The 24,387-nt window shown below is 54.4% G+C and carries 19 protein-coding genes, 1 tRNA gene and 1 pseudogene; 4 read left to right on the top strand and 17 right to left on the bottom strand.

Going from position 1 to position 24,387, the window contains the following annotated elements; translation table 11 throughout:
* Nucleotides 1-322: 322 nt before the first annotated feature.
* Nucleotides 323-1,643 (top strand): annotated as a pseudogene (locus tag PseuLF5_RS11965) (tyrosine-type recombinase/integrase); the annotation flags it as partial.
* Nucleotides 1,644-1,828: 185 nt separating this feature from the next.
* Here PseuLF5_RS11965 and PseuLF5_RS11960 read toward each other — a convergent pair.
* The 14 genes from PseuLF5_RS11960 to thrS form a co-directional block, all read right to left on the bottom strand.
* Nucleotides 1,829-3,268, bottom strand: coding sequence for an HNH endonuclease (locus PseuLF5_RS11960; protein ID WP_340133598.1), 1,440 nt, complete (start codon nt 3,266-3,268; stop codon nt 1,829-1,831).
* 221 nt (nt 3,269-3,489) lie between these two features.
* The gene (locus PseuLF5_RS11955) at nt 3,490-4,686 is read right to left on the bottom strand and encodes a hypothetical protein (RefSeq protein WP_237143818.1); all 1,197 of its coding nucleotides are present in this window, start codon (nt 4,684-4,686) and stop codon (nt 3,490-3,492) included.
* Nucleotides 4,687-4,952: 266 nt separating this feature from the next.
* Nucleotides 4,953-5,342: a hypothetical protein gene (locus tag PseuLF5_RS11950; RefSeq protein ID WP_041478560.1), complete on the bottom strand. Its 390-nt coding sequence runs from the start codon at nt 5,340-5,342 to the stop codon at nt 4,953-4,955.
* Between the two features lie 29 nt (nt 5,343-5,371).
* Nucleotides 5,372-6,376 carry a hypothetical protein gene (locus PseuLF5_RS11945; RefSeq protein ID WP_340133596.1) on the bottom strand — a complete coding sequence of 335 codons (1,005 nt, stop codon included), beginning with the start codon at nt 6,374-6,376 and terminating at the stop codon, nt 5,372-5,374.
* Between the two features lie 163 nt (nt 6,377-6,539).
* Nucleotides 6,540-13,169, bottom strand: coding sequence for a DUF3320 domain-containing protein (locus PseuLF5_RS11940; protein ID WP_340133595.1), 6,630 nt, complete (start codon nt 13,167-13,169; stop codon nt 6,540-6,542).
* 319 nt (nt 13,170-13,488) lie between these two features.
* Nucleotides 13,489-13,565, bottom strand: a tRNA-Pro gene (locus PseuLF5_RS11935).
* 88 nt (nt 13,566-13,653) lie between these two features.
* The gene (locus PseuLF5_RS11930; RefSeq protein WP_003179985.1) at nt 13,654-14,010 is read right to left on the bottom strand and encodes a MerR family transcriptional regulator; all 357 of its coding nucleotides are present in this window, start codon (nt 14,008-14,010) and stop codon (nt 13,654-13,656) included.
* The gene (gene ihfA, locus PseuLF5_RS11925; RefSeq protein WP_002553164.1) at nt 13,991-14,293 is read right to left on the bottom strand and encodes an integration host factor subunit alpha; all 303 of its coding nucleotides are present in this window, start codon (nt 14,291-14,293) and stop codon (nt 13,991-13,993) included. The genes PseuLF5_RS11930 and ihfA overlap by 20 nt, the downstream gene beginning before the upstream one ends.
* A gap of 3 nt (nt 14,294-14,296) precedes the next feature.
* Nucleotides 14,297-16,675 carry a phenylalanine--tRNA ligase subunit beta gene (gene pheT, locus PseuLF5_RS11920; protein WP_340133593.1) on the bottom strand — a complete coding sequence of 793 codons (2,379 nt, stop codon included), beginning with the start codon at nt 16,673-16,675 and terminating at the stop codon, nt 14,297-14,299.
* A gap of 26 nt (nt 16,676-16,701) precedes the next feature.
* Nucleotides 16,702-17,718: a phenylalanine--tRNA ligase subunit alpha gene (gene pheS, locus PseuLF5_RS11915; protein ID WP_003226365.1), complete on the bottom strand. Its 1,017-nt coding sequence runs from the start codon at nt 17,716-17,718 to the stop codon at nt 16,702-16,704.
* Nucleotides 17,719-17,827: 109 nt separating this feature from the next.
* A complete protein-coding gene (gene rplT, locus PseuLF5_RS11910) occupies nt 17,828-18,184 on the bottom strand; it encodes a 50S ribosomal protein L20 (RefSeq protein WP_002553161.1) in 357 nt (118 codons plus the stop codon).
* Between the two features lie 28 nt (nt 18,185-18,212).
* Nucleotides 18,213-18,407, bottom strand: a complete 195-nt coding sequence (gene rpmI / locus PseuLF5_RS11905) for a 50S ribosomal protein L35 (protein WP_002553160.1) — start codon at nt 18,405-18,407, stop codon at nt 18,213-18,215.
* 60 nt (nt 18,408-18,467) lie between these two features.
* Nucleotides 18,468-19,019 (bottom strand): translation initiation factor IF-3, encoded by a 552-nt coding sequence (gene infC / locus PseuLF5_RS11900; RefSeq protein WP_123463346.1) that lies wholly within the window; start codon nt 19,017-19,019, stop codon nt 18,468-18,470.
* Nucleotides 19,019-20,941, bottom strand: a complete 1,923-nt coding sequence (thrS, locus tag PseuLF5_RS11895) for a threonine--tRNA ligase (RefSeq protein WP_128614034.1) — start codon at nt 20,939-20,941, stop codon at nt 19,019-19,021. The genes infC and thrS overlap by 1 nt, the downstream gene beginning before the upstream one ends.
* 371 nt (nt 20,942-21,312) lie before the next feature.
* On the opposite strand from thrS, the gene PseuLF5_RS11890 reads away from it, so the two are divergent.
* Nucleotides 21,313-21,615, top strand: a complete 303-nt coding sequence (locus tag PseuLF5_RS11890; RefSeq protein WP_123463350.1) for a hypothetical protein — start codon at nt 21,313-21,315, stop codon at nt 21,613-21,615.
* A 290-nt stretch (nt 21,616-21,905) separates the two neighbouring features.
* Nucleotides 21,906-22,118, top strand: a complete 213-nt coding sequence (locus tag PseuLF5_RS11885; protein ID WP_003179963.1) for a cold-shock protein — start codon at nt 21,906-21,908, stop codon at nt 22,116-22,118.
* 72 nt (nt 22,119-22,190) lie between these two features.
* Here PseuLF5_RS11885 and PseuLF5_RS11880 read toward each other — a convergent pair whose 3' ends face one another.
* Complete coding sequence (locus PseuLF5_RS11880) at nt 22,191-22,508, bottom strand: I78 family peptidase inhibitor (RefSeq protein ID WP_336347778.1); 318 nt, start codon at nt 22,506-22,508, stop codon at nt 22,191-22,193.
* 166 nt (nt 22,509-22,674) lie between these two features.
* Nucleotides 22,675-22,980: a hypothetical protein gene (locus PseuLF5_RS11875; RefSeq protein ID WP_123463354.1), complete on the bottom strand. Its 306-nt coding sequence runs from the start codon at nt 22,978-22,980 to the stop codon at nt 22,675-22,677.
* Nucleotides 22,981-23,111: 131 nt separating this feature from the next.
* On the opposite strand from PseuLF5_RS11875, the gene PseuLF5_RS11870 reads away from it, so the two are divergent.
* On the top strand, nt 23,112-23,324 hold the full coding sequence (locus tag PseuLF5_RS11870) for a hypothetical protein (RefSeq protein WP_123463356.1): 213 nt from the start codon (nt 23,112-23,114) through the stop codon (nt 23,322-23,324).
* Nucleotides 23,325-23,357: 33 nt separating this feature from the next.
* Here the strand turns inward: PseuLF5_RS11870 and PseuLF5_RS11865 are convergent, their stop codons facing one another.
* Nucleotides 23,358-24,386: a nucleoside hydrolase gene (locus PseuLF5_RS11865; protein ID WP_123463358.1), complete on the bottom strand. Its 1,029-nt coding sequence runs from the start codon at nt 24,384-24,386 to the stop codon at nt 23,358-23,360.
* Nucleotide 24,387: the final 1 nt, after the last annotated feature.

The following is a 24,387-nucleotide window of genomic DNA, read 5'->3' as shown; positions in this document are numbered from 1 at the left end:
ACGAGGTCGGCAGCCTCGCGTTTGAATTCAGGGGAAAAGGTACGGCGTTGTTTGGTCATCTGACACCTCGTTCTGGCGAGCATTCTCGCCTAAATGGATGTCCGGAATCATTAGACCACTACAGGACGGAGTGATTCGAACACTCGACCCCTAGCACCCCATCTGCTTTTTCATACTTCTTGAAAGCTTTCAAAATTTCACTCTGGAATATTCAAAGCTAGTATTTACTTGAGTTTCAGCGGAGTTCTGCTCCACAAAGGTCCAGTAACGTCCATCAAGAGCCGACGTTTTTGTGGGGGGAAAAGTAGGGGGAACCGATTTTATGGCCAAAATCACCATAAAAGAACTCGAGTCGCTGACCGCCAACGATGCCGGTCGAATCCTGCGGGAGGATGGCAATCTGGTCGGTCGAATCTCAATGCGTAAGGACGGTGTGTCGGTCAGCTTTTTCTATCGGTATCGCTGGGGCGACCAGAACAAAGAGTACTCCTGTGGATCTAGGCCGCGCAAATCCCTGACGGACATTCGCAAGGCGCGCAACCAGGCCCGTGCGCTCATAGATCAGCAGATTAATCCCAACGAACACAAGAAAAGCGCCAAGGCACAGGCCTATACCGCGGCCAACGTCGAGGCCGAACAAGTAAACACGTCGAAGGTGCAAACGCTGACCGTCCAAGATCTGGCTAAGGCCTGGCTGTTGGATCGCGTCGCACGAAAAGATGGCAATGCGGAATTGCAACGACGCTTCAACAAGGACCTGTTGCCAGCACTCGGTAGGACAGCGGTGAATAATGTGTCCGAACACGATGTTCGGACCCTGATCCGGGCTGTGTTCAACCGTAGTGCTCACCGGCAAGCCATCAGCTTCTTCGCCGACATCACCCAAATGTTCAGTTGGGCGAGAAAGCGCCAACCGGCGAGCATTACTGGTTGAAGGTGATCCGACTGAACTGGTCGACATCTCCCCCTTGATCCCTGCCGACTACGAAGCGGAAAGAAGCCGCATCCTTTCCCCGGCTGAGCTGTTGGAACTGCACAACCGCTTCCAGCAAATGACCGCCGATTACAACGCCCTCCCCGCGGGCCAAAAATACGACGGCATTCGACCACTGAAGAAAGAAACTCAACTCGCTCTCTGGATCAGCCTAGGCACGCCATGCCATATTGGCGAGTTGCTGCCGGCCGAATGGAAAAATTTCGATCTTGACCGGTAGACCTTATTCTCCTCCAACGAAAACGTCAAAGACACTCGGAGTAAGAAACAGGACCACCGTGTTTTCCTCTCCCCCTTCGCCCTGCATTTCTTTCAGGAACTCAAGACTCTGACGGGAGCATCCAGGTGGTGTTTTCCGAACAAACAAGGTGAAGGGCATGTGGACACAACGGTGGTGAGTAAACAGGCCAGCGATCGCCAGACCCGGTTCAAAAACCGCAAAGCCCTCTCACGATGGCGTCACGACGACACTGAGGTCTGTGCCGACGGCCACAACGGCGACAGGACGCCACTGCGCCACACTCGCTTGACCATGATACGAGCTTTGGAGGTCAGTCTAGACGTCATCGACCGCTGCGAAAGCCATGTGCTGGCAGGCTCGCGGGTGATGCGCCATCAACCACATCACGACTATGCCGAAGAGAAGAGGCGTTTTTATTTTCGGCAGAGGCTTCCGGGCTCGAATTTTAGGTAACAGCGCGTAAAAGCACCGTTTTCATGAGTCAATATGCGTATAGTTTGGGCCAGCCGACTTTTTCAACAGAATCGGCCACAAGTAGCTTTTGGCGAGCGCCTGCACAACAGTGACAACTCGCCTAGTCCGGTGACTACACGCTATTTTACGTAACCATCTATGCCGGTATGCGGTTCGTAGATAGTAAACTCTTGCTCTTTCGCAACACTGCAAAGACTTTCGTAAAGCTTGAACCTGGCATACTGATCCAAGACATCCGGGGCAATTTTCTTAGCTAGGGTCGGACAGCAATCCATATTTGCCTTGGCTCTAAAATGCCAGTAGCTCTTTCGGATCATTGTCAAAGCGGCTATAGGATTATCTTTTAGTTTGCTGAGCATCGAAAGTCCGAATGTTTGGTCCGCACTCACGCTTTTTTCAAGTAGCTCGTCTACAATTGGGACCCCCTTAATGTTCGAAACTATGTAATGGATGAGCGCTTGCATGATGACCTCTACCTTATTGATCTGGATTTCAGGATCTAAGGCATAGGATCTGATACGAGCTTGATGAATGACGTCCCTCTCGACGTCCATCAAACTCCGACCATAGAACTGAACTCCAAATTGGCCCGCAAACATATGAAGTTCTTTCGGACCACCAGTCCAGTCGGCGGGATTAAAATCCCAGCTTTTAACACGTTGCGTGAAGCGCGCCAGAATTTTTTTACCACCATACTTACATGAGAGGTGAATGTATTTCTGAATAGCCCCAAAAAGCTCAACATAGCAGTAAAGATCGCTTCCATTTGAGAACAATGTAATCTGATGATTTGGATGCCAATCCTCGTGTTTATATTTATTGATCTCGTATATTTTCTCTTCATCTGTTACTGGATAGTATTGCGCCACTAACTGTTGAATTTTTTCAGTATCTGAAGCGTCTAGAAAAGAAACGATGAACTCTTCGAGATAACGAATTTCGACGCCAGAATGAAGAGCGAACTCTAATGCGATTTTTGATACACCACGAATAATAGCTAACGAATTAGAATCAAATTTAAATATGAATTTTTCTGCATAATTCCCCACATCGTCTTCTTGCCGTATGGTGTATCCCGCCTTAGCTAGCTGCTGTATTGAATTACTCTTGGAAAAGTCTGTCGCTTGTTTGGGAGTGGAGGCAACAACCGTTATGGTTTTCTCTATTTCGTCACGGAAAAATATTGGGCGATTTGGTAGAACGCGATAATCCTCGCATAATCGGTAAGTCGTGGACTCCGAGAATTCAGGCTTGACTTTAGTCAGCACTTCGACCTTGGCACCGCTTTTGCTGGATTCCCTGTCTCGATTAGTTCCATGTAATATATTGAACAGCACCAATTCACTAGAAAACGGGGTGTCAATGAGATCGCCAAGCTTCCCCCCGCATTCTTCGCATAAAATGCGATTAGAGGTTAACTTTCCTCCAATTGCGTTTTGAATGATGTGCTCCTCGTGTCTCCGAGTCTCCTTCTCGTCATAGACATTTCGGCACACGTAGCACTTATCATTTGGATCGAGTTCACAGTCGATCTCCGTAGGTTCTGGCTCTGCATTCATGAAGTTTAAAATTTTCCGGGTATTTGATTGACAGACAATCGTTGTTGGAAGCTTGCTTTGTCGTCTCTGTCGCACCGACCGCTTTGGGTCGACTGCGGCTCTTCGCGACAGGCTACCCTTTGAGTACAATGCTGTGACGGGCAAAAACGGCCAAAAGCAATTATTGAGAAGCACCTAAGAAACCAGGGGGCATTTCAGTATCTGGTTTCGATCCGCCTCCTCTAGCGGCGCAGAATAAGCTCGGCACGGAATAGCTTGCCGATGTCCAGCGAGGCTGAGAAACCGTCTGATGTAGTTCTGTTCCGGCCAATCAATTCTGGCCAATCGAATTCAGAATTCTTAATGAGCTCAACGATTGTTGGCTGCTCGGCAAGCTCACTCACAGCATCGCGGTTGATGCCTTGTCGCACGATGACGTGGGATACAAAGTCGCCCCCCACTCGAATTGCCCGAGGGAGCTCAATACGCGTTTCACGACCAATGAACCTTTCATCAAACAGCCTCTTGTGACTATCAGCATCACTCAACTCGGCTCGCGCTATCGCATCACGCTCTTTTATCAACTGGTGACGCTTATCTTCTGCTGCTCGTGTCTCTTTTCCTCCCCAAGCTAGCACCTTCCCAGACGGCGAAGCGACAGCCTCTGCTGAGATCTCGAACCCTGCCATTCGTAATAGCTTGGACATGACACCCCTTGTAGCCGCGTCAGTTGCGTTTGGTAGATCCTGTGACAAAATCTCGACTGGCTCATCTGGGACGGGGTCAATCACTTTCAGACGGCTTCCTTCTGCTCCTTCGATGCCAATAGTGAGCCCGCATACAAGACGCTGTCCGACGTGTCCTTTGGGAAAAAGCAGAGATTGCTTCTGAGCTATCCCTCCTGAGAGCTGCCGCTCGCTGTAGTCAACTCCCGACTGGGTCCCCTTACATTCGATGACATGCCATCGACCTCTTGTATCCCTGGCTACGAAATCGGGAGTCTTGTTGGGCCCTCGTTTCGCAACTCGGCGTTGAGTTACAAGCAATGACGCCGCGTACTGCTGCATGAAATAACGGCCGTCGACGATCAGATCTAGATCTAGTTTATCTGTGAGCCATAGCATAGATACTCCCATGCCGAAGTCATCGCTCAAGATAGTCTTCTGGTGAGCGTCAAGCTCCGCAAAGCTATGCGTTAGCTTCATCTCCGTATCACCAGGGGTGATTGCTGCTAGATATCTAACCCATGCCCAGAACTCACTCAGCGTGACTCCCGTCGTCGCCGCTGGCGTCGTCAGATAGCCGATCATCAGGAGCATTGACGGTATATTTAAATCGTAATGACTACGCCCCTTTTTGAAAGACTTAGGAAAAAGAGGAGGCACCCCAGGGCCCGGCCACGTAGATTCGTCAATGGTGATAGGGAGAGTTCTGTCCATGCTGCTCCAATGCTGTGCGTTCCTTGCAGGAATCAATAGTTTTGTAACTAAACTGCATGCGTCAAATTCTACTCACCGTGATGGAAGATCCTGTAATCGCTTCTCTCAGAGGACTAACGTAGTCGACACTTATCAACGTATCGACTGTATTGACCGTGCTACCAAGCAAGGTCAAGCTCTTGCAAAGCCCTTACCAAAAACACCTTCCTAATCCCCAGCCTGAAGAAGCACCGCCGACAATAGAGACCGGATCTGCGGACATCACATCAATGAGATTTGGATTGAACCTTGCCGTCCACCAAGGTCACCACCATATATACGTACACCTCCGTCCCCCACGTATAGATCTGCACATTGCCGCCACTGACGGCCTCCTTACCGGGAATCTTGACGATGTCCAGCACCTGTTCATATGTCATGCCGGGCTTAATTGCAGCGTATTGTTGATCACTAATATTGGGACGCTGGGCTCTTATCGTTTCAAGATCGGGAAAGCCGGATTGATAGTTGACGTTATTGCCATTGCCAGAAATGACCGGACTGTTGTTGCCGCTGGAGCTGTGCGAAACCGCCGGGGTCGGCAGGACGAGCGCCACCACTGATGCCAAAGCCCCCAATATGCCTGTGTACAAGCCAATTTTTTTCATGTTTGCCATGGCATTCTCTGGATTCTCAGATGATTCAGTTATACGACTACGGCGAAGCGCTGAGCATCAAGGGTGGCAACGGCCGAGAATCCAGCGCCCTTTTTGAAGCTCATGTTATGGACAAAATTCTTCATCGCATCAGACGGATCGATGGTTTCGAGGTTAAGCCCGTCAACAGTTGGCCTAGAGAACGCAACACTCAGAATCGGCTGCTCCTCCATATGACCTGTCGAGCTGTTGAGCACATTGTCCAGAGCGGTGACGATGACCAGGTCATCCGGCAGGATTGCCAACAACTCTCGACCTACTCGCAGGGCGCAACTGCACACGTAGTCCTGATGAAGTTCGTTGAACCGCCCAGCAGGCATAGCTTTGGTCGACAGCTTGCCGCTTTTGAGTAGAGATTTGATTTCGGTCGGAATCACATCGGAGCCATGGATAGCGACTTTGGCTTCTAGGACACCACCTTCATGAACAATCATCTGAATAGCTGAGCCGAGGTGTGATATTTCTGCAAACGATTCGAAAGCTTCGATGGCATCTAGCTTGGCCTGACGGTCACCATCAAGGATACGGATCGCAATGTCCCTCTCCCCTGCCCACTCGGTATGGGCAGTTTTCCATTCAACAAGCTGAGCCTGATATTGCCTCTCGTCTTCCTCCTGCGCGGTGCCAATCTTGCCTACAAGGGCTACTCGCTGACGAGCCTCTAGCTTGAAGAGCCGAGCCCAGAAATTGGGGTGATATGTAGCAGCAGCATGCGTAGCTTCTTGCTCAAGAGTATTGCTCTTGAGTGGCTGTCTAGGTTCAGGATTGGAGAGAAGCCGCTTCCATTTCACAGGCTCTGCACACTCCTTGTGCATCGAAAGGAGGACATCTATGTGATTTTCGTACACCTCAACTTCATACGCTGCTTGTTCCAGCGCTTCCATCTTTGCGTACTCTTTCTGTCGTTTTTCAAGTTCACGCTGCCGGCGATGAGCGTTGCGCTCTGATCGCCGCGCAGACGCTTGCAGCGAACGTACAGTCCCTTTCCAACCCATCACGACTCTCCATACCGTTAATGTGATAGCACATTAACATACCTCCTGGTTCTGCCTGAATCATCTGAACACCTGGAAACTGAAAATACCAGGGAACCCAGAAGGAGGGCAGGGCCATTTATTCACAAATAAGGGGTACCTTCACGGCCCCCCTTTCTTCTCGCTACTCCGCCGTTTGGCGTATGGCCTTCTCAATTCGCTGACGTCCTGCATGAGCAAGCTTGCTTACACCAGCTTCCTTCGCGACCGCGTATATCAAGGACTCCCCTTCGTGCCCCCGTTGCACCATCTCATCAACCAAAGCACGCAGTTCTGGCAGGCAGATTTCAGATAGCCCTCTCGTGGAATCTTCGTCGCCGGGCTTACGGAAGACGACACTGGTATCCGACTCGATATGAGTAGGCCAGAAGAAGACTCCTGTCTGCTCCTCTTCATGTGAACGGAATCGTGCCCGGGCAATTTGGTCAACGCGATCACGTATCCGTGAGCCGGTTCGTACCCAGCCATGAGCACGGGCAATGCGCCTTGCGAGCGCCGTGTCTAGAACCGGTCCCTCTTCCGCTACGACATGAGCAATCATCTGCTCCAACGTTTCCGTGTAACTCGCCTCAAAGAACTGATCTGGATCGACCAACCCTACCGCCTGACGAGGGTCGGCTTCTTTATAAATCAAATATTCAAGGGGACGAGCAAAAGCCAGGACATCCTCATCTGGTGTGATAGATGCAGCCTTGGCGTACTTCAAATCAGGCAACGCACCTGAGGGGTCATTGGATTCGGCCACACTATCCACTGTGGCGACCACAGTAACCTGACTTGCTACCTCAATGACCTCAGCCATAGCTGCGTCGATTTTCAGTCGCTCTGCCTCTTGAGTTGCATCGATGACAGCCTGCTTGGCTCGGGAATCCGCTAGAATCTCGTTCAGCCGTTGATGTACCTTTTCGGCAGTTCCAATTGCATCAACCCACCAGTCCGTCGACCATATCCTAACGATCTCCCAGCCAAGTCCACGCAGTACAAATTCACGGAGCTTGTCACGATCACGAGCGGTCGCACTGCGGTGATAGGTAGCACCGTCGCATTCAATCCCGGCAAGGTACCGTCCAGGTGCATCAGGGTGAACAACCCCAAGGTCTATTCGAAAGGAGGAAACGCCAATCTGGGTAAATATCTGCCATCCCTTTTTAGCCAAGGCCGCTGCAACCGCCTCTTCGAATGGGCTGTCGAAACTACCCACGCTACCAAAGTCAGCCTCTGCGAGAGCCCGTGGGCCACGCTCTGCAAACTCCAAGAAGTGCTTAAGATCTCGAACCCCGATCGCTTGCGTACGAGCTAGATCAATATGCTCTGGGCGCAAGGTCGAAAACACCACTAGCTCCTGGCGAGCACGGGTTATTGCCACGTTCAGTCGACGCTCACCACCAGGGCGGTTCATCGGACCGAAGTTCATGGACAGCACACCGGCAGCGTCTTTTCCGTAGGTGGTCGAGAAATAGATGATGTCTCGCTCATCGCCTTGAACGCTCTCAAGGTTCTTGACGAACACAGGCTCCAGCTCGGACTCAGCGAAATACGAATCGAGTGATGGGTCTTTCCGGCAAGCCTCATCCAGCATGTCCATGATGAGCTTCTGTTGCTCGCCGTTAAAGGTTACGACCCCCACGGTCCGTCCGCTTTCGCGGAAGGCCGGAGACTGTAGGCGAGCAACCAAATCAGCAACTAAATATCTTGCTTCAATTAAGTTTGTTCGCGACCCGCCCTTGTCATATACACCCGGGACTGGGCATAACCGTACTGCTTTGTCGGCCGTAAACGGTGATGGGAAGGTCACCAGCTTCGACTGGTAGTATCGCTGGTTCGAGAAAGCGATCAGACTTTCGTGGCGGCTACGGTAGTGCCAGTTAAGATTACGCATTGGCAGATTGGCACTGATGCACTCGTCCAGAATACTCTCGAGATCAGCCTCTACATCCTCATCTTCAGCGGTCGACTCAGCGCGGTTAAAGAACGAAGTTGGAGGGAGCTGTTTGGGGTCGCCCACCATCACCACTTGCTTCCCTCGGGCCATGGCGCCGATGGCATCCCAGACAGGTATTTGAGATGCCTCATCGAAGATAACGAGATCGAATGGCGTTGAGGCAGGAGGCAGATACTGAGCAATGGATAGAGGACTCATGAGCAAGCATGGAGTCAGCTTGGTTAGCGCTTCTGGCGCACGACTCATCAGCTCCCGCAATGGAATGTGCTTGGTCTTCTTGCCCATCTCATGTCGCAGGACTCCCCACTCTGAAGAGCGACTTACACTGTCTTGGCTTGGTAGGTCGGAACACAGCCGAGCTCGGAGCCAGTCTTTGGTCAACTCGGTGAACTTGTCGTCTAAAGCGCGGAAATCGCGAATGCGTTGCTCATGCTCCACGCTGACGAACGTCCGGATCACCTCTTCGTTGTCGACCGTCGTATTCAGCCACCAGCGGGCATAATTTACTTCCAATACACGCCGGACTTTTCCAGAGCTGATAGCTCCTGCTTCCATCGCTTGAACAATCGGCGCCAGGCCGACAGCGTAGGCTTCATCGCGAACCTTCCGCCAAGCGCACCATGCCTTAAGGCGCGATTCAGACGAGACGACAGTTTCGCAGTTTGTCTTGATATCACTTAGCGCCAGGTGAGCAGTTTCGATGACGCCCATTTCGGTGAAATGACCGACAGCCGTCAGGTGCGCCGCTCGCGCCTGTAGCAACTCAAGCTTTTCTCGAAGAGCAACACCGGCATTGGCTATAGCAGCCTCCGGTTCAAGTAGTGCGTTACCATCCCCCAACAGAGTTTGAAGCGGTGTTTTGTAGGCCGCGACCTGCTCAGGATTGAGTGCCAGCTTCGCCACCGCGGTAGCCATCTCCCCCTGAAACGCTGCCGCACTACGCACAACGTCAACTTTCGTTTTCAAGTCATTCCAGACAGGAACGATTTCTCGCAGATCGGCCAGATCCACCAACTCTCGCTCAACTGCTGCTCTGTTCTTGAGCAACTCAAAATCAGCTTTTAACGACGAGCCACAACGCCCCTCCTCTACATGAGGATGGTCGTCGACAAGCCGACCGCGTTCTTCTATGCCACGTCGTTCAGCCTGGAAGCGCAGAGCTGCAGTCAGCACGTCAATATCCGTGGTCAAACCGCTCCAGAGAGAGCTAGTTGCTGAGCTGAGATCAACCAGCTCATCTAACCCAGCATCGAGACGAGTCAGCGCACGCAGCCGGCGGAGTTCCTCCTTCAGGCCATCACCTAGCTGGCCCTGCTCAACCAACTGCAAGCCGTCATCGATCCAGGCAGAATTACTTTTCTGAAGCCGCATAGCCTCTTGCAGCTTGATCGCTGTCGCGAGATGCGTTGCTTCGGATTTGGCACCTTGCCAAACAGCAACACACTCATGACCTGGCTCCAGCTCATCGATTGCTCGACGCACCGACCGAATCTCTACCCAAGTAGCGAGATCCTTGCCATTGTCGACTTCACCTGTTGACGTCTGCGTCGGAGCCAATAGCCCAGCGATGCGGCGTTTTCCGAACCAAGACTTAGGCCAGAAAGACTCCTCCGCGTCTTTCCACTCGCGCAGCAAGAGTTCGGTATCAAGTACTTCAATCGCATCAACGTAGGACGCCGTTAGCTGGTGCTTGAGGTCGTCTATCTGACACAGCAATGTGACAGCTTGCCCGAGAACGTCAGTGACATTTTCTGGCCAGGCCGAGCCTAGATCAACGAACGTAGCGCGGCGTTGCTGCAGCAAATCAATGCCTTGTTTAGCTTCAGCAATAATACGAGAGGACCAGAGGGATGAGAGTCTGGAGTTAATGTCCCGGTGTTCGTCGACCCAAGTGCAGCCGTCACTCAGACGTTTAGAAATCGAGCGAGCATCGGGGCGCAGTGCGAAACGCCAATCATGCCCAGCGGCAGCAGGAAGTGCTCGAGAAAGGATCGATAGCCCCTCAAGCGCTGTTGGGGTGTACTCCGTAACAGGAAGCCCAGACAGCTCAACAAAGCGATCGGCAGCTCTCTGGACTTCAAGCACAGCGGGAAGCACGTCACGAGCCGCCTGCACGAATTGTTGCTGCCAATGAGGCGACCACTCTGCTTGGCCTACCCCGGACAAAGCGTTGCCTGCCAGCTGACTGTAACCCACAGCCTGTGCGTTCACTTCAAGGCGGTCGCCCAGCTCTCGAAGCTCAAGCATGGCCTTCTGATCATGCGTTTCCGGAGATGGCCAACCAAGTGGAGCTACTGCCTCATCAACACCCGATGTCACCGTCCCGATGGCATCGTAGATGGTGTAGCCGTTGCGGTGCCGGCGATGCAGACGCTCGACATAAATATTGAGGCTGTCACGCAGGGACGCGAGCCGCTGCGCTTCCACCTCCCATGCGGCAGCATCTACCTGCCCTTTCGCTTCCCAAGCCGACTGTAACTGAGCAAGGACATCCGTTTTCCGAGCTTTGCTGGAGTGAAGTTCAAGGCAGAACTCACCCAGACCGATTTCACGCAAGCGCCGGTACACGACATCCAGGGCAGCAATTTTCTCAGACACGAACAGCACCCGGCGCCCTTGAGCGATCGACTGGGCGATCATGTTGGAAATCGTTTGGCTTTTACCCGTGCCAGGTGGGCCGATGAGAACGAAGTCTTTACCCTTGGCTGCTGCCATCACAGCCGCAAGCTGAGATGAATCAGATGGCAGTGGGCAGAACACATCAGTCGGGCCGTAATCACGGTCCAGAGACTCAGCCTCCGGAAACGGGGTATCGGAGATGAACGAATCGCGTGGCGTATCCAGAAGATGCTGGACTACTGGACTCTGTCGAAGGTGCTCTGCATTCTCGGCAAGATCCTTCCACATGAGATACTTGGCAAATGAGAACATCGAGAGCACAACGTCCTCGTTCAGCTCCCAGCCAGCGATGTCCTTAATCGCATGACCAACTTTGTTCCAAATGCCTACGATATCCAGACCGGAGTCGTCCCGAGGCAGCTCCTGCTCCAGCGAACCTAAGCCCAGCTCAAAGTCTTGACGCAGCATCTCGATCAGAGTCGGGTTAAAACGAGGCTCATCATCGTGCAGCACCATGGTGAATCCGGAGCGTGCGCTCTTACGCTCCAAAGTGACAGGAACCAAGACCAGTGGCGCTTTGTACTTCTGCCCAGCTCTATCCTCACGCGTCCAACTAAGGAAACCGATGGCCAGGAAAAGCGTGTTGGAGCCACCCTCCTGCAAAGCAGTACGAGCGCTTCGATATAACTCAGTTAACCGGACATCCATTTCGGCGGACGTCAGCGCAACGAATACTTCCCTACGCTTGAGAGCATCTTCAGCATGACGACGGCGAACATCTTCTCGCTCACGCTGTTCATAGAGTGTGCGCTCACGCGGATCTGCGCCATCCATCAGGTCAGGCCTGGTAAGCAGCTTCAGAGACTGTCCACTTGCAAGAATGTCCTCGAGAGCACCGGGATCAGGAGATTCAAGCTTCAGCGCTCGCTTACCCATTTTGAAATTGAGCAAGTTATTTCGAAGCGACAGATCCAGAAGCTTTCGCTGCCACCGGCCGAGGCGATCTGCTGGGTCGAGCTTAGACAGATCCTCAACCTGCACCTTAATATTGTCATCGGCGATGCCAATCCCTTCCTCCACAAGAAGCGATGGGGCTTCATCAGACTCAGCAACGGCGACACGTGCAATCTGAGCCTCTGAGCTGGCGAGCGGTTTGATACGTTGCAAACGGGCGCGACGGATATCTAGCAGCATCTCGAAAACACTTTCAGCGTCTTCGGCTACCTGTTTCGTGCCCATCTCTACCGCATAAGAGAATGGCGGTATCGAGGCGTGGGTAATAAGAGTGGTCTCAAACAGCACGAGCTCCTGAAGCTTCACCCGCTTACGTACTGCAGTGACATCATCCACCACGGTAGTCGTAAACTCTTCTGGCTTAAGCCACAAACCAGCAAAAGCATGACCATGGGTGAATACGATCACGGGGTTAAGACCAATCTGCTCCAATGCTGCGCAGAAAAGCAGAGTCAGGTCGAGACAAGTAGCCAACCCGGAGTCAGCAATCTGACTGGGGCTACGAATCTTCTGTCCTGATTGTTCAAAGCTGGCCGGCGGCAACGCATAGTCGAGCTTCATGCGCGCCACCGCGCCCCACACTGCCGACGCCAACTGCCAAGCTCTTTTGGGGCCACCCTCATATCCGTCAAGTGCGGACGGCTTATCGCTAAGACGAAGCAACTCGGCTGCCTGTTTGAGCAACCTTTCAACCGCCGCATCATTTGGCTGAACAAAAGCCGCCGTCATATCTGGTATATGGCGCAAGCCGCCCCACTGGTTTCTAGGCAGAAGGTCTACCACCTGTTCAAACAGAGCAACTTCCTTGCGACCGCTCTCCGCTTCCTTGTCATCGGCTTCGAGGACAAACGTAAAGGTCGACATCTCTGACTCTGTCAGGCGACTCAACAACGGGCCATCCAGGACAAGATCAAGCCCAGGTATGACCCGGAAGCTATCTGCAGCGATCTCGTCAATCCGCCAGATCTTGGACTTAAATACCTCGGGCGCCGAGCTAAGGGTAAGAGTCGCATTGACGAAACGATCACTCGTCTCGTTCGAGAGGCGGAGCTCGCGTATCACAGGGATGGCGTTCTGGAAATCTGCAAGGTTCAGCTTCGCCACCAAAGTGGCAAGGATTTTTACTTCTTTAGGCTGGACTTCTTCTTGGGGCGTGAGGGGCTGAACGATGTCGTCCATGCGCAACCATCCTTGTCGTTATGCCCAAGGGAGTGCCGGAATTGGCCGGCCAGAGGGCCCCTCTTGAGCTGATGGCGGGATGATAGCTCTTCTAGTGAAAGCCGTAATGTGCCTTTGGTCGATACTGATTTCTCATCCCATCATCGAATGGCCGCTAGATAGACCGAAGCAATCCGCCTGTCAAACGCCCCTAGGACAAAATCCTATTATTGGTAATACATCCGAAAAATCCACTCAGAGCCAGCCGTTTTGTGGGGGTAAAAACGCGGACAAATAGAAAGGGGTCGCGAGATAAAATCTCGCAACCCCTTGAATAATATGGTCGGGACGGAGTGATTCGAACACTCGACCCCTAGCACCCCATGCTAGTGCGCTACCGGACTGCGCTACGCCCCGACTGGTTTTGCAATCGTTCCTCTTCTCGAAGAACGCTCAAGAATATATCGCAAGCGTTTGAAAACTGGAAGTATTCAAACGCTGCTTTTTATTTCTTGAGAACCACCAACACGTCTTCCAACTCAGCAATCATCTGCCGAATCATCTGCTTGTATTGGGTGGTGTCGTCTTTGGCTTCATCACCGGACAAACGCAAGCGTGCGCCGCCAATGGTGAATCCCTGATCGTAAAGGAGCGCGCGGATCTGCCGGATCATCAGCACGTCCTGGCGCTGATAATACCGGCGGTTTCCGCGGCGTTTGACGGGGTTGAGTTGAGGAAACTCCTGCTCCCAATAGCGCAGCACGTGTGGCTTTACGGCACACAGCTCGCTGACTTCACCAATGGTGAAGTAGCGTTTGCCCGGGATGACGGGTAGTTCGTCGTTATGACTTGGTTCCAGCATAAGCCTCAACTCGGGCCTTCAACTTCTGCCCTGGACGAAAGGTGACCACACGGCGAGCCGTGATCGGGATTTCTTCCCCCGTTTTCGGGTTGCGGCCAGGCCGCTGGCGTTTGTCCCGAAGGTCGAAATTGCCGAAACCGGACAATTTGACCTGCTCGTTGTCTTCAAGAGCGTGCCTGATCTCCTCGAAAAACAGTTCGACCAATTCCTTGGCTTCCCGCTTGTTCAGGCCCAGCTCTTCATACAGACGTTCCGCCATCTCAGCTTTCGTCAAAGCCCCCATACGTCACTTCCTTAACGTGGCGTTCAACCTTTGTTCGAGCGAGGTGAGGATATTTTGCGTCGTCGAATTCACCTCATCGTCATTAAGAGTGCGCGATGGATGCTGCCAGGTCAAGCCAACTGCAAGGCTTTTTCTATCAGGATCAATGCCTTTACCCTGATACACGTCAAACAGCCTGAGATCTGTGAGCCATTCGCCTGCATTTTCACGGATTACGTCCAGTACGGCCGCGGATGCGACGTCTTTGTGCGCAATCAGTGCAAGGTCACGACGCACTTCAGGAAAGCGCGACAACTCGTGGAATTTCGGCATTTTACCGAGCGCCACTTCAGCCAGAACCAGCTCGAAAACGAAGACCGGACGATCCAGGCCCAAGGCTTTCGACAATTCAGGGTGAATCGCGCCGATGAAGCCCACTTCACGCCCTTCGCGCTCGATACGCGCGGTTTGACCCGGGTGCAGTGCCGGGTGTTTGCCCGGTGCGAACGTGAACGAATCCAGCGCACCGGCAAAGCCCAGCACCGCTTCCACGTCGGCTTTGACGTCGAAGAAATCGACGGTATCGCGGCCTTGCGCCCAGCCTTCCGGCAGACGGCTGCCGCAGACCACACCGGACAGCATTGGCTCTTGCTTCAGGCCTTCCAGTTGACCGACAAAACGCAGACCGCTTTCGAACAGACGTACGCGATCCTGCTGACGGTTCAGGTTGTGCTGCAACGCTTTGACCAGGCCCGGCCACAGCGACGAACGCATCGCCGCCATGTCGTTGGAAATCGGATTGGCCAGCAACAGCGGCTCGACGCCCGGATTGAACAGTTCGAACTGTTTCGGATCGATGAAGCTGTATGTGATCGCTTCCTGATAACCACGCGCAACCAGCAGGCGGCGCAGTTCTGGCAAATCGCTACGCGCTTCAGCCTTGGCTTGTGGCGCCAGGCGTGCTTGCGGGTAACGAACCGGCAGACGGTTATAGCCATAAAGACGGGCCAGTTCTTCGATCAGATCGACTTCCAGGCTGATATCGAAGCGATGGCTCGGCACTTCTACGCGCCACTGGCCTTCACCATCGGCTGCAATGCCAAGACCCAGGCCGCCGAGCAGACGCTCGACCTGAGCCGAGTCCATCTCCATGCCAAGCATCTGAGTGATGCGCTGGGCACGCAGAGTGATCGGAGCGATTGACGGCAGGTGCTGTTCGCTGACGGTCTCAATGATCGGACCGGCTTCGCCGCCAGTGATCTCCAGCAGCAGGCCGGTAGCGCGCTCCATGGCTTCACGGGCCAGTTGCCAGTCCACGCCACGCTCGTAGCGGTGCGAAGCATCGGTATGCAGGCCGTAGGAACGGGCCTTGCCTGCCACCGCGATCTGGTCGAAGAACGCTGATTCAAGGAATACGTCGCGAGTGGTCGCGGAGACACCGCTGTGCTCACCACCCATCACGCCGGCAATCGCCAACGCGCGAGTGTGGTCGGCAATTACCAGCGTATCGCTGCGCAGGCTGACTTCCTGACCGTCGAGCAGCACCAGCTTCTCACCCTCTTCCGCCATGCGCACGCGGATGCCGCCATTGATTTCGGCGAGATCGAAAGCGTGCAGGGGCTGACCCAGCTCCAGCATCACGTAGTTGGTGATGTCGACAGCAGCGTCGATGCTGCGCACGTCGGCGCGGCGCAGGCGTTCAACCATCCACAGCGGCGTCGGCCTGGACAGATCGACGTTACGGATAACGCGCCCCAGGTAACGCGGGCATGCGGCTGGGGCCAGTACTTCTACCGAACGCACTTCATCGTGCACGGCCGCAATGGCGGCCACAACCGGACGGGTAACCGGAGTCGCGTACAGCGCGCCGACTTCACGGGCCAGACCGGCCAGGGACAGGCAGTCGCCACGGTTCGGGGTCAGGTCGACCTCGATGCTGGCATCTTCCAGATCCAGATACACACGGAAGTCTTCGCCCACCGGTGCATCGGCCGGCAGCTCCATCAGACCGTCGTTGCCTTCACCGACTTGCAGCTCGGCTTGCGAGCAGAGCATGCCGTTGGACTCAACGCCGCGCAGCTTGGCTTTTTTGATCTTGAAGTCGCCCGGCAGCTCGGCGCCAATCATGGCGAACGGAATCTTCAGGCCCGGGCGCACGTTTGGCGCTCCGCACACGACCTGGAAGGTTTCCGCGCCATTGCTGACCTGGCACACCCGCAACTTGTCGGCATCAGGGTGCTGCTCGGTGCTCAGCACCTCGCCCACTACCACGCCGCTGAATACACCGGCGGCCGGAGTCACGCTATCGACCTCAAGACCGGCCATCGACAGACGGGCAACCAGCTCGTCGCGATTTACCTGCGGGCTAACCCAGCCACGCAGCCATTGTTCACTGAATTTCATCCTGCTCTCCTAAGAATTCGTTACGACTAGCGAAATTGCGCGAGGAACCGCAAGTCGTTGTCGAAGAACAGACGCAAGTCGTTCACGCCGTAACGGAGCATGGCCAGACGCTCGACGCCCATGCCAAAGGCAAAGCCGGAGAACTCTTCCGGGTCAATGCCGGACATACGCAACACGTTCGGGTGAACCATGCCGCAACCCATCACTTCCAGCCAGCCGGTCTGCTTGCAGACGCGGCAGCCTTTGCCGCTGCACATCACGCATTCCATATCGACTTCAGCGGATGGTTCGGTGAACGGGAAGTACGAAGGACGGAAACGTACGGCCAGTTCTTTCTCGAAGAACACCCGCAGGAATTCTTCGATGGTGCCTTTGAGATCGGCAAAATTGATGTCGCGATCGACCAGCAGGCCTTCGACCTGGTGGAACATCGGCGAGTGGGTGATATCGGAGTCGCTACGGTACACACGGCCCGGGCAGACGATGCGGATCGGCGGTTGCTTGGACTCCATGGTGCGGACCTGTACCGGCGAGGTATGGGTGCGCAGCAACATGTTTGCATTGAAATAGAAGGTGTCATGCATCGACCGGGCCGGGTGATGGCCTGGGATGTTGAGCGCTTCGAAGTTGTGGTAGTCGTCTTCGACCTCAGGGCCTTCGGCAATGCCGTAGCCGATGCGGGTGAAGAACTGTTCGACACGCTCCAGAGTCCGGGTCACCGGATGCAGGCCACCGGAGGTCTGGCCACGGCCCGGCAAGGTCACGTCAATGGACTCGGCAGACAGTTTGGCCGCCAGTTCGGCTTCCTCAAACAGAGCCATGCGCGCATTGAGAACGCCTGTGACACGTTCCTTGGCAACGTTGATCAGCGCGCCGACTTGCGGACGCTCTTCTGCCGGCAAATTCCCCAGGGTCTTCATCACCTGAGTCAATTCGCCCTTTTTGCCAAGGTATTGAACCCGGATTTGCTCCAGGGCATTGATATCTTCAGCGCTTTGCACAGCCTCTAGTGCTTGAGAGACCAGCGCATCCAGGTTTTCCATGTACAGACTCCAGATACAAAATAGGGGAAGAGCTTGAAGGCTCTTCCCCTATTTATGACGTTTAACACCTGGCCTCACAGAGATGAGGCCGGGTGACTGTCGGGGGTACTTAAGCCAAGGTGGCTTTAGCTTTCTCGACAATCGCAGCAAACGCCGCTTTTTCGTTCACTGCCAGATCAGCCAGAACCTTACGGTCGATCTCGATGGACGCTTTTTTCAGGCCAGCGATGAAACGGCTGTAGGACAGACCGTTAACACGAGCACCAGCGTTGATACGAGCGATCCACAGAGCGCGGAACTGACGTTTTTTCTGACGACGGTCACGGTAGGCGTATTGGCCTGCCTTGATTACCGCTTGCTTGGCAACACGGAATACGCGGGAGCGTGCGCCGTAGTAGCCTTTAGCAAGTTTCAGAATTTTTTTGTGACGTTTACGGGCAATGACGCCACGCTTTACACGAGCCATGAGTTACTTCCTCTATTCTTGACTAAAATTAACGAAGGCGCAGCATGCGCTCGACTTTTGCCACGTCAGACGGATGCAGCAAGCTGCTACCGCGCAGTTGACGCTTACGCTTGGTCGACATTTTAGTCAGGATGTGGCTCTTGAAAGCGTGCTTGTGCTTGATACCGTTAGCAGTTTTCAGAAACCGCTTAGCAGCACCACTTTTGGTTTTCATTTTTGGCATGTTCGGATACTCCGCATTCAGTTGATAAACATAATCAGAAGGCCTGCCGTGCCCTGTTGATTACTTCTTCTTTTTCGGGGCGATGACCATGATCAGCTGGCGTCCTTCCATCTTAGGATGCTGTTCGACCGAACCGTACTCGAGCAGGTCAGCTTCAACCCGCTTGAGGAGTTCCATCCCCAGCTCCTGGTGGGCCATCTCACGGCCGCGGAATCGCAAGGATACCTTGGCCCTGTCCCCATCACTCAGGAAACGTACCAGGTTGCGCAGTTTTACCTGGTAATCCCCTTCCTCCGTCCCTGGACGAAACTTGATTTCTTTTACCTGAATCTGCTTCTGGTTCTTCTTCGCCGCTGCAATCTGCTTCTTCTTTTCGAAGATCGACTTGCCGTAGTCCATCACCCGGCAAACCGGTGGGACTGCGTCTGCTGAGATTTCTACCAGATCAAGCTTTGCTTCTTCAGCAATACGAAGCGCTTCATCAATAGAGACGATGCCAACCTGCTCGCCGTCAGCGCCAATTAACCGAACCTCGCGTGCCGAGATATTCTCATTGATCGGCGCTTTCGGTGCAGCTCGTTTATCTTGTCTCGGTTCACGCTTAATAATAATTACTCCGAATCTGGGCGACCACGCCGGGAAACCGCTTGCGCGAGAAACTCAGCGAACTGGGCGACGGGCATCGAGCCCAGGTCAGCACCTTCACGAGTACGCACAGCGACAGTCTGCATCTCGACTTCCTTATCTCCGATAACCAAAAGATAGGGAACCTTGAGCAAAGTATGCTCGCGGATTTTAAAGCCGATCTTTTCATTTCTCAAGTCGGACTTGGCACGAAATCCGCTTTCGTTGAGAGTTTTTTCGACTTCAGCGACAAAATCTGCCTGTTTATCAGTGATATTCATGATCACTGCCTGGGTTGGCGCCAGCCACGCAGGGAATGCACCTTCGTAATGCTCGATCAGAATCCCGACGAAACGCTCGAAGGATCCGAGGATCGCACGGTGCAACATGACCGGGTGCTTGCGGCTGTTGTCTTCGGAGACGTATTCGGCACCGAGACGGACAGGCAGGTTGAAATCGAGCTGCAAGGTACCACACTGCCACACGCGACCGAGGCAATCTTTCAGCGAGAACTCGATCTTCGGACCGTAGAACGCACCTTCACCCGGCTGCAGATCGTACGGCAGGCCAGCGGAATCAAGGGCTGCGGCCAGTGCGGCTTCGGCGCGATCCCACAGCTCGTCGGAACCTACACGTTTTTCCGGACGAGTGGACAGCTTCATCTCGACGTCGGTAAAGCCGAAGTCGCGATAAACATCCATGGTCAGCTTGATGAAGGCAGCGGATTCGGCCTGCATCTGCTCTTCGGTGCAGAAAATGTGGGCGTCGTCCTGAGTGAACGCACGCACGCGCATGATGCCGTGCAGCGCGCCCGACGGCTCGTTGCGGTGGCAGGCACCGAATTCGGCCAGGCGCATCGGCAGCTCACGGTAGCTCTTCAGGCCCTGATTGAACACCTGCACGTGGCAAGGGCAGTTCATCGGCTTGATAGCGTAGTCGCGGCTTTCCGACTCGGTGGTGAACATGTTGTCGGCGTAGTTGGCCCAGTGCCCGGATTTCTCCCACAGGCTGCGATCGACCACTTGCGGGGTCTTGATCTCGAGGTAGCCGTTGTCACGCTGCACCTTGCGCATGTATTGCTCGAGCACCTGGTACAAGGTCCAGCCATTCGGGTGCCAGAACACCATGCCCGGCGCTTCTTCCTGGGTGTGGAACAGGCCCAGGCGCTTGCCGATCTTGCGGTGATCGCGCTTTTCCGCTTCTTCGATGCGCTGGATGTATGCCGCCAGCTGCTTCTTGTCAGCCCAAGCGGTACCGTAAACGCGCTGCAGCTGCTCGTTTTTGGCATCACCGCGCCAGTAGGCACCGGACAACTTGGTCAGCTTGAAGGATTTCAGGAAGCGGGTGTTCGGCACGTGCGGACCGCGGCACATGTCGACGTATTCTTCGTGGTAGTACAGGCCCATGGCCTGCTCGTTCGGCATGTCTTCGACCAGGCGCAGCTTGTAGTCTTCGCCGCGGGCCTTGAACACTTCGATCACTTCGGCGCGCGGAGTGACCTTTTTGATGACGTCGTAATCCTTGTCGATCAGCTGATGCATGCGCTGTTCGATGGCGGCCATGTCGTCCGGGGTGAAAGGACGTTCGAAGGCGATGTCGTAATAGAAGCCTTCGTCGATGACCGGACCGATGACCATCTTCGCAGTCGGGTACAGCTGCTTGACCGCATGGCCAACCAGGTGAGCGCAAGAGTGGCGAATGATCTCCAGCCCCTCTTCATCCTTAGGTGTGATGATTTGCAGCGTCGCGTCGCTGTCGATGAGGTCGCAGGCGTCGACCAGCTTGCCGTTGACCTTGCCGGCCACGGTGGCCTTGGCCAGGCCTGCACCAATGGATGCAGCGACCTCGGCTACGGAAACCGGGTGATCGAATGAACGTTGACTGCCGTCGGGAAGAGTAATAGTTGGCATGGCGCCTCCTCTCCTAGTGGTGACCCCTACCAAAGGTCACGTGGGTTGGGATGAGCCAGTACAAGATCCGATCCAGGCCATTCAATGACGAACGCCTGCCTTACAGCGGCAGGAGCCTTGCGGCCAACCGGAAAACCGAACCAGAGTGACTGGGATTCAAATCGAAATATTCGCACGTTGACCGCTGCCGGGACTGAAGGTCATCCGAAGCCTGAGAACGCTTGAGCCCGGCATGCTAGCACAGATGAGCGGTCACTTATGCCTCTGTTTGATCAGAAGGCAAATCGTCTGTTTTTATGCCAGAGTGCTGAACTTGATTGGCCTTTCAGCCCTCAGATAACAAGACATTGACCCACAAGGAGCATCCTCGCATGCGTCTGAATACCCTGTTCGCCGTAGTCGCCCCTATCGTCATGCTGCTGCCACTGAGCGCCCACGCCGACTGGCCGAAGGGCGAGCGCGAGAAGTACATGGCACAGTGCACCCAGGCGGCGACTCCGCAAATTGGTGCCGCTGCGGCCAAATCGCACTGCGCTTGCGGTGCTGATGCCATCAAGTCCTATCCTTCAGCCGACATTCAGTCCCTGATGGACAACAAAGCCACCCCTGAACTGCAGCAGAAAGCGCTCGGACAAATCGCCAAATGCAAGGCGAATACACCGGCGAAAAAGTGATTAAAAAAGCCTTCTGACTCGGCTCAGCGCCCCTGAAACAGGCTGAATTTGGGTCTTTTCAGACGATTTATGCAGGTTTTACAGGTTTTTTTATTGTCTTTACTTTCTGCTCAAAGCCTTTTAAACCGGGGCTTTCAGCGAAAACAGACAGCAAAGAAAACACGACTGATTGGCAAACAGCACGTCCGGGGGGCTACCAAAGCGAACATTTCGACTATGATACTCCGGTGTGCCCAGTTGGCCTGAGCAGCACAGTACTACTGAAAATATATGTTTCTTGGAGATACACCATGTCTAATCGCCAAACCGGCACCGTTAAATGGTTCAACGATGAAAAAGGCTTCGGCTTCATCACTCCTCAAGGTGGCGGTGACGACCTGTTCGTACACTTCAAAGCTATCGAATCCGACGGTTTCAAAAGCCTGAAAGAAGGCCAGACCGTCTCTTTCGTGGCTGAGAAAGGCCAAAAGGGTATGCAAGCTGCACAAGTTCGCCCAGAGTAATTTCCCGGCGCACTAAAAAAACCCCGTCCATGTGACGGGGTTTTTTATGCCTGCAACAAAAGTCGTCAGCGATCAGCCGCAGTTGACGCGGGTGACGACCAGATTGGCGTCGGTGTTCAGGTTCAGGCGATCGGAGCGGTACTCCAGAGTGATCATGTCGGTTGGTTTGAGGAAGCGGGCATTTTGCGCCCCGGCCTTGGCGCGAGCCTGATCCAGCAGCGCTGGCGACGCTTTCTTGCCAATGGCGAACTCCGCTGCCGTTGCTTCACAGCGACTATGACCGGACTCGGTGGCCACTGAATCCTTTGCCGACTCGCTGGAACTCGTACTGCAACCGGCCAACAGGGCGGTGGCCATCAGTGCACCCAGTGTCGCGAACTTCAAAGGCATGAAGCCTCCTTGTTTTCAAAAAGTTGAGCTGAGATCGTGCGACCGCCATTGCGGCGTTTGGTTTCACCACAGTGAGCATGACCGCCCCACGACCGGAAAAACGCCGAGTGTGCCTGAGCCTCGCCCCGCTCCTCATCAATCAATCGTGACTGAATATTAACGACGCTCAATACACGTCAATGTAGTCGTACGGTGGATTCGGCCAGTTGTCCTTCAACGCGTTGAAAATCTGCATCACCCACACCTCGTCGCTGGCGGCGACATTTCCAACGTAGCCTGAGCCCTTGGCCCAGGTTTCCAGGCGAAACAGCAAGCCGTCGATATCCTGGCCGCCGGTCACGCCCGAAGAAATGTAGGCGACACCGCCCTTGGTCACACGCAGTTGAGTGTGTTCGTCATCACTGGCCGAGGCGAGCAACTGGCGCACAGCCTCCAGCGTGAGGCCGTCGGGGGAATTCAAATCGATCTGCACAGCGCGATCCTTGGAAAGCCTTAAAAGACCAAGTGTCGCATAGCGCTCCGGTCATGCCTAAGTCGCAGTGTCAAACGCCCGACAAAATGGTTAACTCGACACATTCTTCTCCCGACTTCCCGAGCCTTATCATGACGACCGTAAGCATCGACGCCGACATCAAAGCCAAATGGGCCGACGGGCACAGCTCCTATAGCCCCGACACCACAGAAGAGCTGGCATTGATAGGAATCGATCTATTGGTCAAGGAGCTTGGAACCGAGGCAGCCCAGCAATTCATCAAGCAGATTTTCGAGCGCTACCCGACCGAACAGATCGAGCATGAGCACGCAGAGAGGAAGTAGCACCCGCAGGCTGGCACCTGCGGGTCGGATTTTTTACTTCAGGCGCTTGAGCCGCTCGGTGAGCAGATCGAAGAAACCCTGGGCATCGCCGTTTTCGACCCAGAAGGCATTTTTCGGCGCCTTGAGTCCGTCATACCAATCGACAATGGTCTGACCGAATGTCGGCCCTTCACGGCTATCGACCACCACATTCACTGAACGACCGGTAAACAGTTCCGGCTTGAGCAAGTAAGCCACGACGGTGGCGTCATGCACCGGGCCACCCGGAATACCGTAGTGCTCCATGTCCCCTTTGATGTACTCGTTGAGGATGTCGCCAACGATTTTGCTCGCATTGTTGTTCAGCGCCGCAATCTGCTTCAGGCGGGCGTCGCTGGTGAGGATCTTGTGGGTCACGTCCAGCGGCAGGTAGGTCAGCTTGACGCCGCTTTTGAGCACCACTTCAGCCGCTTGCGGGTCGGCAAACAGGTTGAATTCGGCCACCGGGGTGATGTTGCCGCCGTTGAAGTGCGCCCCACCCATGATCACCACTTCCTTAATGCCCTGAACGATCTCGGGCTCCTGGATCAGCGCCAGCGCCAGGTTGGTCTGCGGACCGAGCATGGCAATCGTGATGCTGTGCGGCTTGGCCTTTTTCAAGGTGTCGATCAGATAATTGACCGCATTGCCTTCTGCCAGGCCTTTTTTCGGTTCGTGCACGGTGACACCCGACAGGCCTTCCTTGCCGTGAATGTTTTCGGCGTAGATCGGCGTACGCATCAGCGGTTTCGGTGCACCGGCATAAACCGGAACATCCTCGCGCCCCGCCCACTCGCGAGCCAGACGCGCGTTGCGCGAGGTCTTGTCGAGGCGGACATTGCCGGCCACGGTGGTCAACGCACGAATATTCAGCTCGTCCGGCGAGGCCAGTGCGAACAGCAAGGCGACCACGTCGTCAGCGCCCGGATCAGTATCAATGATCAGGTCGATTTTTTCCGCCGCCTGGGCGCCGGTCGCAGTAATGACGGACAAAAGCAGCAGACTCCGAAGCAATTGATGCAGTGTGTGAGCATAGCGTTGCATG

It is taken from the genome of Pseudomonas sp. LF-5 (assembly GCF_037626295.1).
Lineage (GTDB): Bacteria > Pseudomonadota > Gammaproteobacteria > Pseudomonadales > Pseudomonadaceae > Aquipseudomonas > Aquipseudomonas monsensis.
This window is presented reverse-complemented; position numbering and strand designations above follow the sequence as displayed.

Excerpts from the sequence above, each read along its gene's own strand:
- rpmI (WP_002553160.1), bottom strand. The coding sequence starts at position 18,407 with ATGCCAAAAATGAAAACCAAAAGTGGTGCTGCTAAGCGGTTTCTGAAA.
- PseuLF5_RS11945 (WP_340133596.1), bottom strand. The coding sequence starts at position 6,376 with ATGGGTTGGAAAGGGACTGTACGTTCGCTGCAAGCGTCTGCGCGGCGA.
- PseuLF5_RS11950 (WP_041478560.1), bottom strand. The coding sequence starts at position 5,342 with ATGGCAAACATGAAAAAAATTGGCTTGTACACAGGCATATTGGGGGCT.
- PseuLF5_RS11865 (WP_123463358.1), bottom strand. The coding sequence starts at position 24,386 with ATGCAACGCTATGCTCACACACTGCATCAATTGCTTCGGAGTCTGCTG.
- ihfA (WP_002553164.1), bottom strand. The coding sequence starts at position 14,293 with ATGGGGGCTTTGACGAAAGCTGAGATGGCGGAACGTCTGTATGAAGAG.
- PseuLF5_RS11940 (WP_340133595.1), bottom strand. The coding sequence starts at position 13,169 with ATGGACGACATCGTTCAGCCCCTCACGCCCCAAGAAGAAGTCCAGCCT.
- PseuLF5_RS11955 (WP_237143818.1), bottom strand. The coding sequence starts at position 4,686 with ATGGACAGAACTCTCCCTATCACCATTGACGAATCTACGTGGCCGGGC.
- PseuLF5_RS11870 (WP_123463356.1), top strand. The coding sequence starts at position 23,112 with ATGACGACCGTAAGCATCGACGCCGACATCAAAGCCAAATGGGCCGAC.
- PseuLF5_RS11890 (WP_123463350.1), top strand. The coding sequence starts at position 21,313 with ATGCGTCTGAATACCCTGTTCGCCGTAGTCGCCCCTATCGTCATGCTG.
- thrS (WP_128614034.1), bottom strand. The coding sequence starts at position 20,941 with ATGCCAACTATTACTCTTCCCGACGGCAGTCAACGTTCATTCGATCAC.
- PseuLF5_RS11930 (WP_003179985.1), bottom strand. The coding sequence starts at position 14,010 with ATGCTGGAACCAAGTCATAACGACGAACTACCCGTCATCCCGGGCAAA.
- pheS (WP_003226365.1), bottom strand. The coding sequence starts at position 17,718 with ATGGAAAACCTGGATGCGCTGGTCTCTCAAGCACTAGAGGCTGTGCAA.
- PseuLF5_RS11880 (WP_336347778.1), bottom strand. The coding sequence starts at position 22,508 with ATGCCTTTGAAGTTCGCGACACTGGGTGCACTGATGGCCACCGCCCTG.
- rplT (WP_002553161.1), bottom strand. The coding sequence starts at position 18,184 with ATGGCTCGTGTAAAGCGTGGCGTCATTGCCCGTAAACGTCACAAAAAA.
- PseuLF5_RS11885 (WP_003179963.1), top strand. The coding sequence starts at position 21,906 with ATGTCTAATCGCCAAACCGGCACCGTTAAATGGTTCAACGATGAAAAA.
- pheT (WP_340133593.1), bottom strand. The coding sequence starts at position 16,675 with ATGAAATTCAGTGAACAATGGCTGCGTGGCTGGGTTAGCCCGCAGGTA.
- PseuLF5_RS11960 (WP_340133598.1), bottom strand. The coding sequence starts at position 3,268 with ATGAATGCAGAGCCAGAACCTACGGAGATCGACTGTGAACTCGATCCA.